Origin of the sequence: Planctomonas sp. JC2975 (genome assembly GCF_012985205.1) — a bacterium.
GTDB lineage: Bacteria > Actinomycetota > Actinomycetes > Actinomycetales > Microbacteriaceae > Humibacter.
Window position 1 is genome coordinate 2,039,105 of the sequence record NZ_JABEKS010000001.1, and the last position, 15,501, is coordinate 2,054,605.

Consider the following 15,501-nt stretch of genomic DNA (forward strand, 5'->3'; position numbering starts at 1 on the left):
CGGCTGCAGATTGCCGGGCCTGGAGCCCGGCCGGACCGGCGGCCGCGCGGGCCGGATCCGGGCCGGAGGCCGGGCGCGCCGGCGGCGCTACTTCACCAGGGGGAACAGGATCGTCTCGCGGATGCCGAGGCCCGTCAGCGCCATCAGCAGCCGGTCGATGCCCATGCCCATGCCACCGGTCGGCGGCATGCCGAACTCGAGGGCGCGCAGGAACTCCTCGTCGAGGCGCATGGCCTCGTCGTCGCCTTGCGCGGCCAGGCGCGCCTGCTCGACGAACCGGTCGCGCTGCACGACGGGGTCGACGAGCTCGGAGTATCCGGTGGCGAGCTCGAAGCCGCGAATGTAGAGGTCCCACTTCTCCACGACGCCCGCCTTGCTGCGGTGGGCACGCACCAGCGGCGACGTGTCGACGGGGAAGTCGCGCACGAAGGTCGGACGCTCCAGTCCGCCCTTCACGAAGTGCTCCCACAGTTCCTCGACGTACTTGCCGTGAATGGGGTGCTTCACCTCGATCTCGACCAGCTCGGCGAGGGCGGCCAGCTCGTTCAGGGGCGTCTCGGGAGTGATGTCCGTGCCGCCGGTCCACGGCACGCGACCTGCGGCGACGGCTGCGGTGAGGGCATCCGTGAGGCTCTCGTACATCGACACCGAGTCCCACTGGCCGCCGAGGTCGTAGTCGGTGCCGTCCGCCCACGTGACGACGTGGCTGCCGCTGGTGGCCCACGCCGCGTCCTGGATGAGCGTCTGCGTCAGCTCGGCCATCGTGTTGTAGTCGCCGTACGCCTGATAGGCCTCGAGCATCGCGAACTCGGGCGAGTGCGTCGAGTCGGCGCCCTCGTTGCGGAAGTTGCGGTTGATCTCGAACACCCGGTCGATGCCGCCGACGACGGCACGCTTGAGGAAGAGCTCGGGCGCGATGCGCAGGAAAAGATCGGTGTCGAACGCGTTCGAGTGCGTGACGAACGGACGAGCGGATGCCCCGCCGTGCATCGTCTGCAGCATCGGGGTCTCCACCTCGATGAAGCTCCGCGACGCGAAGGTGGCGCGCAGCGACGCGACCGCCTTGGCGCGGTTCAGCACATTGGTGCGGGCCTGATCGCGCGCGATGAGGTCGAGGTAGCGGCTGCGCATCCGCGTCTCTTCGGAGAGCTCGTTGTGCAGGTTCGGCAGCGGCAGGATCGCCTTGGCGGCGATAGCCCAGTCGTCCACCATGACGGAGAGCTCGCCGCGACGCGAGGAGATGACCTCGCCGTGCACGAAGACGTGGTCGCCCAGGTCGACGAGCTCCTTCCAGCGCGCGAGCGACTCCTCGCCCACCGCGGCCAGCGAGACCATGGCCTGGATGCGGGATCCGTCTCCGGCCTGCAGGGCGGCGAAGCAGAGCTTGCCCGTGTTGCGCAGGTGCACGATGCGGCCGGCGATACCGACGAAGACGCCGGTCGTGGCATCCGCTTCGAGACCGCCGTACTCGGCGCGCAGCTCCGGAATGGTCGAGGTGATCGGAAGGGTGACCGGGTAGGCGCCGCCTGCGGCATCCGCTTCGGCGTTCAGGCGCTCGCGCTTGGCGAGCCGCACGGCCTTCTGCTCGCCGACCTCGTCAGCGCTCAGTTCGTCGGTACGGTTCTCGTCTGCACGACGCTCGTCGGTCGCCATGGTTCCTCTTCGTTCTCGTTCTCGGATGCTGATCGTTCGGGCGCATTCACCGGTCGTCGGCCGGCTTCGACAAGCTCGACCGGCAGTGGTGCGTGGCTGCTGCTGTCGTCAGGTTCAACCAGCAGCGTGCCGCCTACCCGATGATGATGCTCGCGTTGTCGATGAGCCGCGTTGTGCCGACCCGTGCCGCGATCAGCACGGTTGCGGCTCCGCGGTACCCGTCGGCGACGGAACGGAAGGTCTGCGGGTCGACGATGGCCAGGTAGTCCAGCTTAACCGGCGCGGATGCCCGCACGCGCGCCACCCCAGCAGCCAGCGCCGCCTGCACTCCGGCTCCCGCAGCCGCACCGGTGTCGTGCAGCGCACGCGACAGGGTCACGGCGGCCTCCCTGGCATCCGGATCCAGGTAGCGGTTGCGGCTGGACAGCGCGAGCCCGTCGGCCTCGCGCACGATCGGTACGGCCTCGATGGAGACCGGGATGTCGAGATCCGCGACCATCTGGCGTACCAGGAAGACCTGCTGCGCATCCTTCTGGCCGAACATGGCGGCATCCGGCTGCACGATGCCCAGCAGCTTGTTCACGACCGTGAGCATGCCGTCGAAGTGGCCGGGGCGGGAGGCGCCCTCGAACTCGCCTGCCACCTCGCCTGCCACGATCCTGGTCTGCGACGGGCCGTTGGGATACATCTCAGCGACCGTCGGCGCGAACACGTGGTCTGCGAGGTCGCCGAGTGCTTCGAGATCAGCGTCGAGAGTGCGCGGGTAGCGGTCGAAGTCCTCGTTCGGGCCGAACTGCAACGGGTTCACGAAAATGGACACGACGACCACGTCCGCGAGTCCTCTCGCGGTGCGCGCCAGCGACAGGTGGCCGTCGTGCAGAGCGCCCATCGTCGGGACGAGGGCGACGCGCTCGCCGCGGGCGCGGGCATCCCGCACGATCGACCTGATCTCGGCGATCGTCGTCGACACAGCGGGTCTACCCGGTGTCGGCGCGGTCGTGTCTGTCATCGTTCCTCCGTCGTCATCGTGCTCGTGCACTCGTGGTCGTCATGAGAGCGGATGCGCGTGCCGTCACCGCTCCCGCCCATCGTCGCCGGTGTCGGTACCTGGCCAGCCGCCACCCGTCGCGCCGTTCTCGCCGGGCCATCCGTTCGACTCCGGCCACTCGCCCCGATCGTCTGCCGCTGATGGCGGCATCGACAGGCCCTGCCGGCCGCCCAGCAGGCCGGGGATGTCGAGGGCGTCCAGCTCCGTTGGCGCGCCGGCGCGGCGCAGCGCTTCGTCGACGGACGACCGCACCAGCGACGACAGGTATCCGCCGGGGTTCTCGATGCCGAGCCCCGCGAGGATCCCGGATGCCTGCTCCACGATCGACCGCGAGAACGTCGTGGCCGTGGAGACGGCCTCTGCGTAGGCCCGGCGATCCGCTTCCTCGATGATCACGGGCTCGCCGCCCATCTCGACGACGAGCGCCTGGCCGATAGGCAGGACGGGAGCCGGAGCCGTCACCGCGAAGTAGCTCTCCGCGAGGCGGGCGAGATCGAGGCTCGTCCCGCTGAACACCATCGCCGGGTGGATCGCGAGCGGAATGGCGCCGCGCTGCAACGCTGGCAACAGCACGTCGACGCCGTGCTCCGGTGCTGTATGCACGACGAGCTGGCCCGGCTGCCATGAGCCGGCGGCGGCGAGCCCGCTGACGAACTCGGGAAGCTCAGCGCCGGGCACGGCGAGCAGGACGAGCTCCGAGCGCTCGATGAGGTCTGGCACAGAGAGCACCGGCACTCCCTGCAGCAGTGCCTCCGCACGCTCGCGGTTCTGCTCGCTCGATGTCGCGATGCCCACGATCGCGTGCCCGGCTCCGGCGAGCGCGGCGCCGAGCACGGGCCCGACGCGTCCAGCGCCCACGATGCCGACGCCGAGGCGTCCCGAACGTCCGGCCATCAGCTGTCGCCTTCCGCGTGAGGTTCGTGGTCTTCGGCTCCGTGAGTCACCGGGGACACCGAGTCACCGGCTCCCTGTGCACTGCTCGGCCCCGCCTCCGCGTCGGCCCAGGCGATCGCGCCTGCGCTGACCAGTCCGAAGAGTTCTTCCGCCGCGCGCACGTCGATGACCGGCAGCTTGGCGTGCACGGGCCCGTCGACGATGTGCACGTCGGCCGATGCCAGGTTCAGGATGCGCCGAGCCGGCCCCTGCTCGACCTCCACGCTCTGCAGGCGGGCGAGCGGTACGAAGATGATCCGTCGCCACACGGCGCCGTGCCGGAACACGATCACGCCGTCGGCGACGGTGTATCCGGTCTTGCTCCAGGAGAAGGGGCGCAGCCAGGCGGCCCTGCGCGGAGCGGACGAGAACGCTGACTGGTCGGCGCGAGTGCGCATGGCCGCGTGCGCGATGGCATCCCGCACCGTGTCGTCCATGCCAGGCAGCAGCAGCGGCAGCACGCGCTGCACGTCCCGGATGCTGCCGACCGGCAGCGTGGTCGTCCGCGACTCGCCCGCCGAGTTCTTGCCGCGGGTGTGGCCGGCCGTGTTCATGCGGATCTGCCACCATCCGAACGGACGCCACGCCAGCGGCTGCAGCACCTCGACGGCGTGGACGCGCCGCGGGGGGATGGTCTCGCTGCTGGTGGTGAGCAGCCCGAATCCGATGCGGACGCCGTGGCCGCTGCCGGCGATGTTGTAGCGCAGCGCCTTCGTGAAGCGGCGGGCGTAGAGGCCGCCGAGGCTCAGCACCGCCGGGAAGATGATGATGATCAGCCACGGGCGTCCGGTCGACGCCCCCACGATCATCGCGATCACGATGAGGAAGAGCACCATCGTGGGTCCGCTGAGCAAGAGTGATCCGGCCAGCCGAAGAGGGTGCATCCGAACGACGGATGCCTGTGGCGCGGCGTCGGGGTCGAGATCGGCCGGCGAGAGCAGGAACTCGTCCACGCGGTCGGCGACGATGTTGCGGGTCGCCTCGCCGCGCGACACCGGATCAGCCTGTACAGGCGCGGATTCAGGCGATGCCGTGACCGCGCCGACGCCCTCCGCCTGCCCGGCCTCATGGGCCTGCACGCCAGAGGCTCGGCGCAGGATCTCCCTCCGCAGCGTCTCCGTCACCTTCGACGGCAGATAGGAGAGGTCGAGGTTCGCGTCGTGTCCAGCGACGACGATCTCGAGCTTGGCGGCGCCGAAGATCCGCGCGAACAGCGGCCGGTGCACGTTGATGCCCTGGATGCGGTCCAGCCGCGCCTTACGCTCCTGGCGACGCAGGATTCCGCTGCGCAGCTCGACGGCCTGCCGCGTCACGCGGAACGTCTGCACCCGCCACGACAGTGCGAAGACGCCGACGCAAGCCGCGATGATGACGACCGCGATGCCGATCGCCGGCCAGACGAAGTTGTGCCTGACGATCATGTCAACGGGGTCGCCGGACGGATAGTCCGGGGTGTTGAAGAAGAACGCGACGATGCGCTCCCGCAGGTTCGCGACGATCACGCCCACGATCGCGACGATGGCGATGCCGCCTCGCAGGAGCGGCGTCGCCTTGTGCATCCGGTGCCACTCGCCGTCGGCGAGACCGGTCGCTCGGGTGTACGTCTGGGTCACAGACCCGTCCTGCGCGCCTCAGCGAGCTCGACGAGGCGATCTCGCAGCCACGCGGCATCCGCTTCGACGAGGCCGGGGATGGAGACCCGACTGGATGCCGCCGCCGTCACGAATCGCAGCTCGGCCAGCCCCAGCATGCGATCGACGGGCCCGCGCTCGATGTCGAGCAATTGCATGCGGCCGTATGGCACGGCCACGAACCGCTGGAACATGATGCCGCGGCGGATCACGAGGTCGTCGTCGCGCAGGACGTAGCCGATGGCGCGGGCACGACGCGGCGCGATGATGAGCTGCACGATGGCGATGACCACGATGACGATGAGCGCGATCCAGGCCCACCACCACTGGAGCACGAGCCACGCGAACACGACGACTGCGGCCGCGATCAGCCCGCTGATCAGCGACCCGACGATCACGACCCACACGTACTTGGGCGAGACCCGTCGCCACTGCGTCGTGTCGTCGAGCGCCGCGACATCCAGCCGTTGTGACACTGCGCTCCCGTCGTCGTGCAGCGCGGGCGATCGGCCGTGTCGGCATCGCTCTTCGCCTGCGCATTCCATGGTACTGAGCGGCGCCGACGTGCACTCCCAGCGGGCTACCGGACGCGGTCGAAGCCTCGGATGCGCGGCCGAGACCTAACGCCCTCGTCACGGCCGGTAGCGTGGCGGGGGTCGACACATCTCCGACAGCACCGGGAGCCACCTCATGACCGACACAGCTGCGTCCGAGCCTGTAGACGCGACGGTACGCCGGCGCTTCTCCGAAGCGAGTGCCGTCACCCGGCTCGACGAAACGCGTTTCGCGGCAGAGATCGATGCCGGCTGGGGCATCGGCGGCAAGCCGAACGGCGGATACCTCACCGCGATCCTCGCGCGCGCCGCCACCGAGGCTGCTTCGAGCGTCACCGATCATCCGCACCCGGTGGCCGTGTCTGCGCACTTCTGCAGCTCTCCGGATGCCGGTGGCGCCGAGATCGAGACGCAGGTGCTGCAGTCGGGCCGCACGATCACGCGCGTGCGCTCGGTGCTCCGCCAGGAGGGCAAGCTGTGCGTGGATGTGGTCGCCACGCTCGGGCACCTGCATCCGTCTGCACGGACGACGGCACTGGCGACCGACGAGCCGAACGGCGATCACGGATCGCGCGACGCCTCATGGGCGGGTGGCGTTCCCGAGCGCGACGATCGCGACGCAGCCGAGTACCTCGCGTTCCGGCCGCCGCGCGGCACGTTTCCCCGCGGCATCCCCGACCTGCTGGACTTCAGGATGTCACCGGAGTCGCTGCGCTCCCTCACCGGGTCACCGAGCGGTCGCGGCGAGCTGCGATCGCGGCTGGCGCTTCCGGATGACGAGCCCTTCGACCCGATCTCGCTCCAGTTCGCCCTCGACGCGATGCCGCCCGCGACGCTCGACATCGGACCTCTGACCGGCTGGGTGCCGACGCTCCAGTTCACGACCTATGTTCGTGCACTCCCCGCGCCGGGCCCCATCCAATTGCTGCACCGGGCGCACCTCGTGGCCGACGGGCTTGTCGACGAGACCTGCTACGCCTGGGACTCGACAGGCGCTCCCGTCGCGCACAGCACGCAGCTCGCGGTCATCGCGCGACGCTGACGTGAGGCGCCGCTGCCGCCGCGCGATGCCCTGGCGGTTCACGGTCGCGCGACGCGCCGTCGCACCATGAGCGCGTCACAGCCAGCCGTTGTCGAGCGCGATGCGCACCGCCTCTGCGCGGGTGCGGGCGTCCGTTTTGCCGATCGCGCTCGAGAGGTAGTTGCGCACCGTGCCCTCCGACAGATGCAACTGCCCGGCCACGTCGGCGATGGTCCCTCCCGACTGGGCAGCCCTGAGCACATCCGCCTCCCGCTCGCTGAGCGGCGACTCCCCGGCGACGAGGGACTCGGCGGCCAGCTCCGGGTCGATCACGCGGATGCCGTCGGCCACGTCGCGCACGATGGCGGCGAGCCGCTTGGCCGGCGTGTCCTTGACCACGAAGCCGGCGACTCCGGCCCGCATCGCCCTCCGCAGATACCCTGGCCGACCGAACGTCGTCACCATGAGCACGCGGATGCCCGGCATCCGCTCCCGAAGTTCGGCCGCCGCCGTGATGCCGTCACCGCCTGGCATCTCCACATCGAGCAGCGCGACGTCGGGTCGTGATTCGAGCGCGGCCGGAACGACCTCGTCGCCCCTTCCTACCTCGGCGACCACCTCGATGTCCGGCTCGAGTGACAGCATCGTGGCCAGAGCGCCGCGCACGAGGGCTTGATCGTCGGCGAGCAACAGTCGCAGGATGCGGGTCATGCCGGCTCCGCCTGATCGTCGTTCGCACCGTCTCGACCGTACGGCTCCGACTCGACGCTGAGCTCTGTCGGGCCGCGGAGCAGGGACAGCCGGAACCCACCGAGCTCGCTGCTGCCGGTCTCCACGCGCCAGCCGGCGGTCTCCGCGCGCTCACGCAGCCCGCGCAGCCCGTTCCCGAGCGAGGACTGCGGTGTCGGCCCGGATCCCTGACCGCGCCCGTCGTCGGCGACTTCCACCCGATCGGCCTCCACGAGAATGCGGCAGATCCGGGCGTTCGAGTGTCGCAGCACGTTCGTCACGCCCTCGCGCACGAGCCATCCTGCGAGTTCCCGGTCGGCGGCCGGCAGTGCCTCCACCGTGGCGGGGAACTCCGCCTCGATGCCCGCGCTGGTGAGCACGGACCGTGCGTTCGCCAGTTCGGCGGCCACACTGGTTCCTCGGTAGCCAGCGACGGTGGTGCGCACGTCGGCCAGCGCGGCGCGTGCGAGCTGCTCGACGGCTGCGGCTTCCTCGCGCGCTTTCCCCCCGTCGTCGGTGTCGATCAGCATGCCGGCGAGCTCTGCCTTGACGGCGATCGCAGTGAGCGAGTGCCCCAAGATGTCGTGCATGTCCCGCGCGACACGTCCACGCTCCTCGGCCACGGCGAGCTGGGCCAGCTCGTGACGAGTCTGCTGGAGCTGAACGATCGACGCCGCCTGGCGGGAGAACGCCGACATCATGAGCGAGACCGATGCGATGATCGACGGCAGCCACACCAGTTCGACTCCTCGCTCGCCGTTCGCATACTGGAATGCGAAGGCGAGCGCGGCGATGACCACGGTGAGAACCCCGGTCATCGCCGTGGTGAACATGCTGACGCCGACGACGATCGCCGCGAAGATCCAGAGTATGCAGACGTTCCACTGCAGCACCGGCCACATCGCGAACGCGAGTGCGAGATAGCAGGCGCAGACCACGAGTCGCAGACGGCGCGGAACGCGCCAGGTGATGACCGCGGCCAGTGAACCTGCCGCAGCCACCACGACGACCATCACCGAGGCGTAGGCGATGAGCCACGGTTCATCGCTGCGGATGTCGGCCGACACGACGAACGACAGCGACACCAGCACCGCGATGAACCGCACGATCGAGCGTCGTCCGCCCCCGAAGACGATCGTGCCGCTGGGGGTGACGTTTCCCAGAATGGGGATCCTGGGACCGCTGCGCAGGTCGAGATCCGCCGGCGGTTCGGGCACCGGCACCTCGAGGTCGATCAGCTTCGATGACACCGTGCCCACAGTAGCCGGGGGTGTCTGCGCGAGGGCAGCGGGCATCCGCTCAGCCGCGCTTGGTGTCGCGGCGGAAAAGCAGCGCGGTGCCGACGGCGAAGATCACGAGCCAGGCGAGCGCATTCAACAGGGCAAGAACGTTGAAGGCATCGCCCGTCAGCGGTGCCCGTCCCAGCTCACCGATGCCGTAGACCGGAGTCCACACGGCGATGTCGCGCATCACGTCGGGCATCTGCGTCACCGGAATGAAAAGGCCGCCGAGGAACGACAGCAGAACGATGGCGAGACTGACGAACTGCATGGCGTTCTCGCTCGGAACGAGGTAGCCGATCATCAGGCCGAGCGCCGTGAACACGAGCGTGCCCAGCAGCCAGACTGCGAGCCCGGAGAGCAGCCAATCGTCCAGGGGCAGCCGCACACCGGTGAGCGCGCCGACGGCGAACGTCGCCACCACGGCGATGAGGCCGACCACGAGCCCGGCGATGATCTTGGTCGCCACGTTCGCCACCGCGCTCACCGGAGTGAGGCGCAACTGTCGGCTCCAGCCCTGGGTGCGCTCGATGGCCACGGATCCGCCTGCCGTGGTGGCCGACATCATGGCGCCGTACAGTGCCATGGAGATCATGATGTAGGCGGCGACGGAGACACCACCCTGCGCGACAGGGGTGTCTCCCAGCGCGACGTTCCGTTGCGGGTATCCGACCAGGAGGTAGAGCACGACGGGGAAGACGAGGGTGAGAACCAGCGTGCGCCTGTTGCGCAGCTTGCGCTTGAGTTCGATCCACAGGTAGGTGAGGTTGAAGGCGCCGAACGGGCGCACGGTGCGCGACTCGGCGATGGGGTTCAGGACGGTCATCGGAGTTCAGGCCTTTCGGTCGGCGGTGGACACAGTGGCGGGAAGGTCGGCGTCATCGTCGCCGGTGAGTGCGACGAATGCGTCCTCGAGGTTGTGCGAGGTCACCTCGAGGTCGACCGCTGCCGTCCGCGTGAGCAGGTAGCGGGCGGCGGTGTCCGAGTCCGTCGTCGTCACGATCACCGCGTCTCCCCTGGTCTCGGCCGACGTGACTCCGGGCAACGCACCCAGCGCGGCCACGTCCGCGTCGGGCAGCGTGGCGCGCACGACGCGTCCGGATGCCAGGTTCTTGATCTCGGCGGACGTCCCGTCAGCGACGATGCGGCCCTTGCGCACCAACACGATGCGGTCCGCGTAGAGGTCGGCCTCCTCGAGGTAGTGCGTGGCGAACACGACGGTGCGGCCGCGTGCGGCATCCGCTCGAATGGCCTGCCAGAAGCTGCGGCGTCCGTCGACGTCCATGCCGGTGGTCGGCTCGTCGAGGATGAGCAGTCCGGGGTCGGAGAGCAGGGCCAGAGCGAAACGCAGCCGCTGCTGTTGTCCGCCCGAGCACTTGCCCACCCGTCGTTCGGCGATGTCGAGGATTCCGGCACGCTCGAGAACCGTCTCGACTGGACTCGGTGCGGTGAAGAAGCTCGCGGTCAGCGTGACCGTCTCGCGCACGGTCAGGTCGTTCAAGAGCCCGCCCGTCTGCAGCACTGCCGAGACGAGACCGCGGGCGATCGCGGCCCGTGGGCTGCCGCCGAAGATGCTCACCTCGCCCTCGTCGGGCTGGCTGAGGCCGAGGAGCATGTCGATCGTGGTCGACTTCCCGGCGCCGTTCGGGCCGAGGAAGGCGACGATCTCGCCCGGGGCGATCGTGAGGTCGATGCCATCGACGGCGAGCACCTGGCCGAAGCGTTTGGTGATGCCGCGCGCGTCGACGGCGGGAACGCGCCGCGAGGCATCCGCAGTGCGCTCGTTGAGGAGAGGGTTCGTGTCCATGCACCCACTCTCGGGGACGGGCTGCCGATCACCCGCACACGTTCGTCACCGGATTCGCATGACATCCGTCATATCGGCGCACCGGCGCATCCTCGCCCGAGCACGAGTCCGGCAACACTCCCTCATGAGCTCAGCCGCGGCACGGGGCGTCACCCGGTCAGCTCGATGAGGTGATCGGCGGCGCAGATCACCTGCTCGTCCGTTGTCGCCACGACGGCGATCGCGCCTCGCCGGGTCGCAGCGGACACCTGATCCCACACCGCCGTGCTGCTGACCGGGTCGAGCTCGCTCGTCGGGTCGTCCAGGCACAGGATCGCAGGCGTACCGATGAGCGCCCGTGCGACCGCCACGCGCTGCTGCTGGCCGCCGGAGAGCTGCTCGAGCAGATTGTGCCAGCTCGACTCGGGCAGGCGCAGCGCGGTCAGCAGCCGTTCGATCTCGGACCAGTCAGACGGGCGGCGGTTCCCCCGAGCGAGCATCCGCACGGCGACGTTCTCCGCGGCGCTCAGGCTCCCGATCAGCTCGTGCCGCTGGGTGACGACGCCGACCGTGGCGGGATCGACAGGCGAGCCGTCCAGCAGGACGCGGCCGCCGGCGGGAGCTCGAGTGCCGACGACCGCCTCGAGAACAGCACGGCACGCGCTCGAGGCGCCGATGATCGCGACGGTGGATCCGGGGGCGATGCTCAGATCGAGGTCGGTCACGACAGCTGTCTCGTCCCGGAGAATCCGCACGCTCTCGAACTGCAAACCCTCAGCCACGCGCTGCTCCTGCCTCGGCCGCGCGGATGCGGAGCTCGCCTGGGGCGACGGCATCGATGGATACGAGGGCGCCGGCGCCCCACTCCGCACGCAGCGCCTCTGGAAGCGGGACAGAGCCGTCCGCACCGATCACGGCGTACCGCCCGGCGGCGGTCGCCTCCTCCCCGATCCGCCCGTCGCGCAGGTGGATACTGCGCTGCATCCGCGAGGCGACCACCTCGTCGTGCGTGACGAGCAGCACCGCGGTGCCCTGCTGGTCGGCGATCTCGACCAGCAGTCCCAGCAGCTTGTCACGGTCCGCATGGTCGAGCTGGCTCGTCGGCTCGTCGGCGAGGAGCAGTCGCGGCCGGGCCGCCATCGCGACGGCGAGTGCGAGCATCTGCTGCTCGGCGGGGCTCATCGCACCCGCCAGTCGATCATCCGCGAGGAGTCCCGCGGCGTCCAGGAGCTGATCGGCGACCCGGGCGTCGCCGCGCGCGAGCCCCCGCAGCGCCCACTCGACGTTCGCGGCCGCCGTCTCGTGCAGCAACAGGTTCGTGGATGCACCCTGCAGCATCAGCCCGAGCGTGCCGGCCCGCAACCGTCGCAGGTCGCTCTCCTTCGCGTTGCCGAGATCCGTGCCGAAGACAGCGACCTTTCCGGCCGAGGGCCGCATGATGCCCGCGACGACCGTCAGCAACGTCGACTTGCCCGACCCGGAAGGTCCCAGCAGCGCAACCCTCTGCCCGGGCTCGACCACGAGGTCGATGCCGCGCAGCGCGGCCACGTCGGTTCCAGCTTCGCGGTAGACGTGCACGAGCCCCGAGCAGCGCAGAGCGGGGAAGCTCTCGGCGGCATCCGAGGGCGCTGAGCGAGTGGTCATCGCGGTCTCCTGACCCGCAGCTCGAGGCGTGCGCTGACCCACGCGACGACGGCGACCAGGACGAGAACGCCGACGACAGTCAAGGCAAGAGGCACCGGAGCCACGGAGTAGTCCGGCGGCGGGACCGCACCGTCGCCTCGGGTGAGCGGAAGGTGCGGCACGGTCAGCGCGAATGCGACCACGCCGGCGGCGGCGCCGAGCACGACGGCGAGCCCGATCGGAACGAGCATGTCGATGAAGGCCACCGCACGGAGTCGTCTCTCGGGAACCCCGGCGATGCGCAGGGATTCCGTGTCGCGGCGGCGGCCCGGGGCTCCGACGATGCGGATGGCGATGACGCCGAGCAACAAGAGCAGCAGCGCACCGGCCCCGACGGCGAGGCCGAGCTGTGCCGATCTCGGCGCCGCCTCGCTGGCGAACCGGTGCTCGACACTGCTGAGGGTCGTCGTTCCCGTCACGTGGATCCGATCCCGGGCCAGGGCCGCCATCACCTGGGGATGAGCTCCCGGGGAGAGCCACACCTCATGGCTCGCGACGCTCCGCGCCGGATCCGCGACCTTGTCCGCGACGGCCAGGTCGACCATCGCCCCGTCGCCCAGCACCCCGGGGAGGATGTGCGCGCGCTGCACCTGCTGCAGCAGCAGCCTGCTCTGGTCGGGCCCGGCCCCCACGAACGCGTTTGAGATCCCTGGATAGCGGGTGACATCGGTCGACGGGCCGACGACGGCGGGCAGCGGCTCGGGCGCATCCTGCGGGGCGATGCTCGCCGTGCTGCCCGCCGCACCGGTGAATTCGAGTCCCAGACCGTCTTCCCGGCTTCTCAGCACGGCGCCCGGGGTCAGCACCGACGCGGATCCCTCTCCGATGCGATTGCGCCACTTGTCCGGGTCGAGCCAGGCCGACAGCCGAGACGCCGGCTGCGTATCGGTCGAGAACCCGGTGATGGTCATCACCGTCGCGAAGGAGTCGTCCGAACCGTCACGGCTCTCGCCGAGCCAGACCACTCGGCATCCGCCGGAACAAGGGATTGCGCCGACGAGCGTGCCGTCACGCGGTGCACCGAAGGAGATGTCGTGCCAGCCGCTCGCGTTCTGCACGACCATCATGAGGAACGGCCCGGTCTGGTCCGGTGGTTCGTCTCCGACGTTGCTCACCCGCGCGAGCCCGATCGAGATCCGCGTTCCGGTGAGTTTCATCGACGCGCCGGTCGGAGGGGACAGCTTCGCACGCAGTGCCGCCGCGCTGGACCCGCCCCAAGCGGGGTCCCACGAGGAGACCGCGGCCAGTCTGGAGGCGTCTACCGCGATCAATGACGGGGCGTCTCCCCTGCTCGGAAGCAGCTCCACGGCCATCGCCTGGGTCCCGCTCGGGTCCGCTCGCCGGACCGACTGCAGGAAATCGACGTTCGACGGCACGGAGACGGTCACCGCCTCGCTCGCCCCCAGCGATGCCGCGGCACGCTGATCCTGCAGACGATCCGCCACCACCGCCGTCTGAGCGGAGTATGTGACGACGGCGAGCCCCATCGTCACCATCACGGCGACGTACAGTGCAGACGGGGTACGACTGAGTCGCCGGCCGACCAGCAGCCCGTTCAGGGACCTCGGCACCTTCCTCGTGACCCGCCGTATGAGCGCGATGGCCAGACGGAGCCCGACGATGCCGATGAGGACCGCGACCACCGCCGGCGCGAGAAGGGTCACCTGGGGGCCGCTGATGCTGGTCTGCGACACAAGTGAGTAGATGACGACGAGGGCGAGCAGCACGATGGCCGTCTGCCCGATGAGAGCGGGACGTGAGATCGTGCGAGGCTCAGCGGTCTCGCGCAGCAGTACCGACAGCGGGAGCCGGGCAGACCGCACGCTCGCCGCGACGAGGGCCACCAGCGACCCCACGACGGTCAGGGCGGCGGCCCCGATCACCAGGGGCTGAAGCGGGTCGACCCTTACGCCGGGCCCGAGCACCATGGTCACCGCCAGCTGGGCCGAGCCGATTCCGATCGCGGCGCCGATGACGGAGCCGGCGACCACAGCGACGGTCGGTTCGACGAAGACCGACGCGAGATGGCGGCGGCGCGGCAGCCCGCGAAGCCGGGCGAGCCCCCACTCCGCCGCGCGATCGCGACCGATCCGCTGCACCAGCAAGGCCTCCGCGAACCAGGCCAGCCCGAGCGCCTCGAGAGCGAGAACAGCGAGCAGGGTCGCAGCGGCGCCCTGCTGCGGCTGGAGTGCGTCGACGACCCCGAGTAGTCCGGAGCTCGCTCGGGTGCCGTTTGCGGCGCTGACTGCGGTGAGCGTCTCATCCTGGGCCCGCTGGATGTCGGCACGGATACCCGGCAGATCGTCGAGCGTCACCGTCCGGTTCAGGAGCCTCAGCGAATAAGCCGTCCCACCGATGCGCAGGTGCTCGAACTGCGCCCGAGTGACCACCAGGTCCGGGGCTGCCGAGCCGTCACCGGGCTCGGCCATCTGCGACGGACTCTTCAGGACAGCGCCCGTGCCACGGCGATCGTCGTAGATGCCAACCACCTTCAGAGTCACCGCGGGTGCGGCGTCCAGCTCGAGCGACGCCCCCACCTTCACGGTCGTGCCGGCGGTCGCCTTGGCCACCGCGACCTCACCGTCGTCGACGGGGCACCGCCCGGAGACGAAGGTGGTGGCACCGCAGGTGGTCGCGGGAGCTGCGACGGCTGCACTCCCGTGCGCGTGCCCGCCTGTCTGCACCCAGGAGTACGCCGTGCTCGAGTCCATCACATGGAACGGCGCCCCCCAGACGCGCGAGTGCACCACGTCCGTGACCGCCTCTGCCGAGACGAGACCGCCCCCCGCCGACCCCGTCTGGATATCGGATGCCGCGACTATCGCGGTGCGGCCGGCGCCCGCTCGTTGCACGGTCTGCGCCAGGGTGGCCTCGTCGACAGCGCGGACCAGCATCGGCGCGAGCACGGAGACGACCATCGCGATCGTGGAGAGGGCCAGAAGCCACACGAACGAGGCCGGCCGCCGCCGCACGCTGCCGATCCAGAAGACGGATCGACCTGTCTGCCTCCGCACCCCATCGCGCTCTTCGTCCACGATCACCGCGTCAGCTTAGGGGGCCGGGACGCCTGCGTCGACGATCCGTCGATCCGGACAGCACGACGACAGAGGGCACTGGAGTCCGAAGTGGAGCACTGGAGCTCGGAGGCGCCCCGCGGCCGCTGCCACGCACCGCAGGCGGCGG

13 protein-coding genes are annotated in these 15,501 nt (G+C 70.0%); 1 reads left to right on the forward strand and 12 read right to left on the reverse strand.

Translation table 11 applies throughout. The features are described 5' to 3' along the window. Positions 1-87: 87 nt before the first annotated feature. The 5 genes from lysS to HII28_RS09150 form a co-directional block, all read right to left on the reverse strand. On the reverse strand, positions 88-1,653 hold the full coding sequence (gene lysS / locus HII28_RS09130; RefSeq protein ID WP_170025118.1) for a lysine--tRNA ligase: 1,566 nt from the start codon (positions 1,651-1,653) through the stop codon (positions 88-90). A gap of 133 nt (positions 1,654-1,786) precedes the next feature. After that, a complete protein-coding gene (panC, locus tag HII28_RS09135; protein ID WP_170025119.1) occupies positions 1,787-2,662 on the reverse strand; it encodes a pantoate--beta-alanine ligase in 876 nt (291 codons plus the stop codon). A 63-nt stretch (positions 2,663-2,725) separates the two neighbouring features. Beyond that, positions 2,726-3,595 carry a Rossmann-like and DUF2520 domain-containing protein gene (locus tag HII28_RS09140; RefSeq protein ID WP_170025120.1) on the reverse strand — a complete coding sequence of 290 codons (870 nt, stop codon included), beginning with the start codon at positions 3,593-3,595 and terminating at the stop codon, positions 2,726-2,728. Beyond that, the gene (locus HII28_RS09145; RefSeq protein ID WP_170025121.1) at positions 3,595-5,247 is read right to left on the reverse strand and encodes a PH domain-containing protein; all 1,653 of its coding nucleotides are present in this window, start codon (positions 5,245-5,247) and stop codon (positions 3,595-3,597) included. The genes HII28_RS09140 and HII28_RS09145 overlap by 1 nt, the downstream gene beginning before the upstream one ends. Further along, entirely contained in the window at positions 5,244-5,741 is a 498-nt protein-coding gene (locus HII28_RS09150; RefSeq protein ID WP_346769247.1) for a PH domain-containing protein, read from the reverse strand. Before HII28_RS09150 ends, HII28_RS09145 begins: the two co-directional genes overlap by 4 nt. 214 nt (positions 5,742-5,955) lie before the next feature. Here HII28_RS09150 and HII28_RS09155 point away from each other — a divergent pair, with 214 nt between their 5' ends. Then, positions 5,956-6,861, forward strand: a complete 906-nt coding sequence (locus tag HII28_RS09155; RefSeq protein ID WP_170025123.1) for a thioesterase family protein — start codon at positions 5,956-5,958, stop codon at positions 6,859-6,861. A 75-nt stretch (positions 6,862-6,936) separates the two neighbouring features. Here HII28_RS09155 and HII28_RS09160 read toward each other — a convergent pair whose 3' ends face one another. The 7 genes from HII28_RS09160 to HII28_RS09190 form a co-directional block, all read right to left on the reverse strand. After that, the gene (locus HII28_RS09160) at positions 6,937-7,542 is read right to left on the reverse strand and encodes a response regulator transcription factor (protein ID WP_170026046.1); all 606 of its coding nucleotides are present in this window, start codon (positions 7,540-7,542) and stop codon (positions 6,937-6,939) included. A gap of 5 nt (positions 7,543-7,547) precedes the next feature. Next, a complete protein-coding gene (locus HII28_RS20715; protein WP_170025124.1) occupies positions 7,548-8,819 on the reverse strand; it encodes a sensor histidine kinase in 1,272 nt (423 codons plus the stop codon). Positions 8,820-8,868: 49 nt separating this feature from the next. Beyond that, positions 8,869-9,675, reverse strand: a complete 807-nt coding sequence (locus HII28_RS09170) for an ABC transporter permease (RefSeq protein ID WP_170025125.1) — start codon at positions 9,673-9,675, stop codon at positions 8,869-8,871. A gap of 6 nt (positions 9,676-9,681) precedes the next feature. Next, the gene (locus HII28_RS09175) at positions 9,682-10,656 is read right to left on the reverse strand and encodes an ABC transporter ATP-binding protein (RefSeq protein ID WP_170025126.1); all 975 of its coding nucleotides are present in this window, start codon (positions 10,654-10,656) and stop codon (positions 9,682-9,684) included. 149 nt (positions 10,657-10,805) lie between these two features. Continuing rightward, complete coding sequence (locus HII28_RS09180) at positions 10,806-11,417, reverse strand: ATP-binding cassette domain-containing protein (protein ID WP_170025127.1); 612 nt, start codon at positions 11,415-11,417, stop codon at positions 10,806-10,808. After that, positions 11,410-12,279, reverse strand: coding sequence for an ATP-binding cassette domain-containing protein (locus HII28_RS09185; RefSeq protein ID WP_170025128.1), 870 nt, complete (start codon positions 12,277-12,279; stop codon positions 11,410-11,412). The genes HII28_RS09180 and HII28_RS09185 overlap by 8 nt, the downstream gene beginning before the upstream one ends. Then, positions 12,276-15,359, reverse strand: a complete 3,084-nt coding sequence (locus HII28_RS09190) for an FtsX-like permease family protein (protein ID WP_170025129.1) — start codon at positions 15,357-15,359, stop codon at positions 12,276-12,278. The genes HII28_RS09185 and HII28_RS09190 overlap by 4 nt, the downstream gene beginning before the upstream one ends. Between the last annotated feature and the right edge of the window lie 142 nt (positions 15,360-15,501).

What these genes read in the sequence shown, in the direction of transcription:
- lysS (WP_170025118.1), bottom strand. Translation starts at nt 1,653, where the DNA reads ATGGCGACCGACGAGCGTCGTGCAGACGAGAACCGTACCGACGAACTG.
- panC (WP_170025119.1), bottom strand. Translation starts at nt 2,662, where the DNA reads ATGACAGACACGACCGCGCCGACACCGGGTAGACCCGCTGTGTCGACG.
- HII28_RS09140 (WP_170025120.1), bottom strand. Translation starts at nt 3,595, where the DNA reads ATGGCCGGACGTTCGGGACGCCTCGGCGTCGGCATCGTGGGCGCTGGA.
- HII28_RS09155 (WP_170025123.1), top strand. Translation starts at nt 5,956, where the DNA reads ATGACCGACACAGCTGCGTCCGAGCCTGTAGACGCGACGGTACGCCGG.
- HII28_RS09170 (WP_170025125.1), bottom strand. Translation starts at nt 9,675, where the DNA reads ATGACCGTCCTGAACCCCATCGCCGAGTCGCGCACCGTGCGCCCGTTC.
- HII28_RS09175 (WP_170025126.1), bottom strand. Translation starts at nt 10,656, where the DNA reads ATGGACACGAACCCTCTCCTCAACGAGCGCACTGCGGATGCCTCGCGG.
- HII28_RS09185 (WP_170025128.1), bottom strand. Translation starts at nt 12,279, where the DNA reads ATGACCACTCGCTCAGCGCCCTCGGATGCCGCCGAGAGCTTCCCCGCT.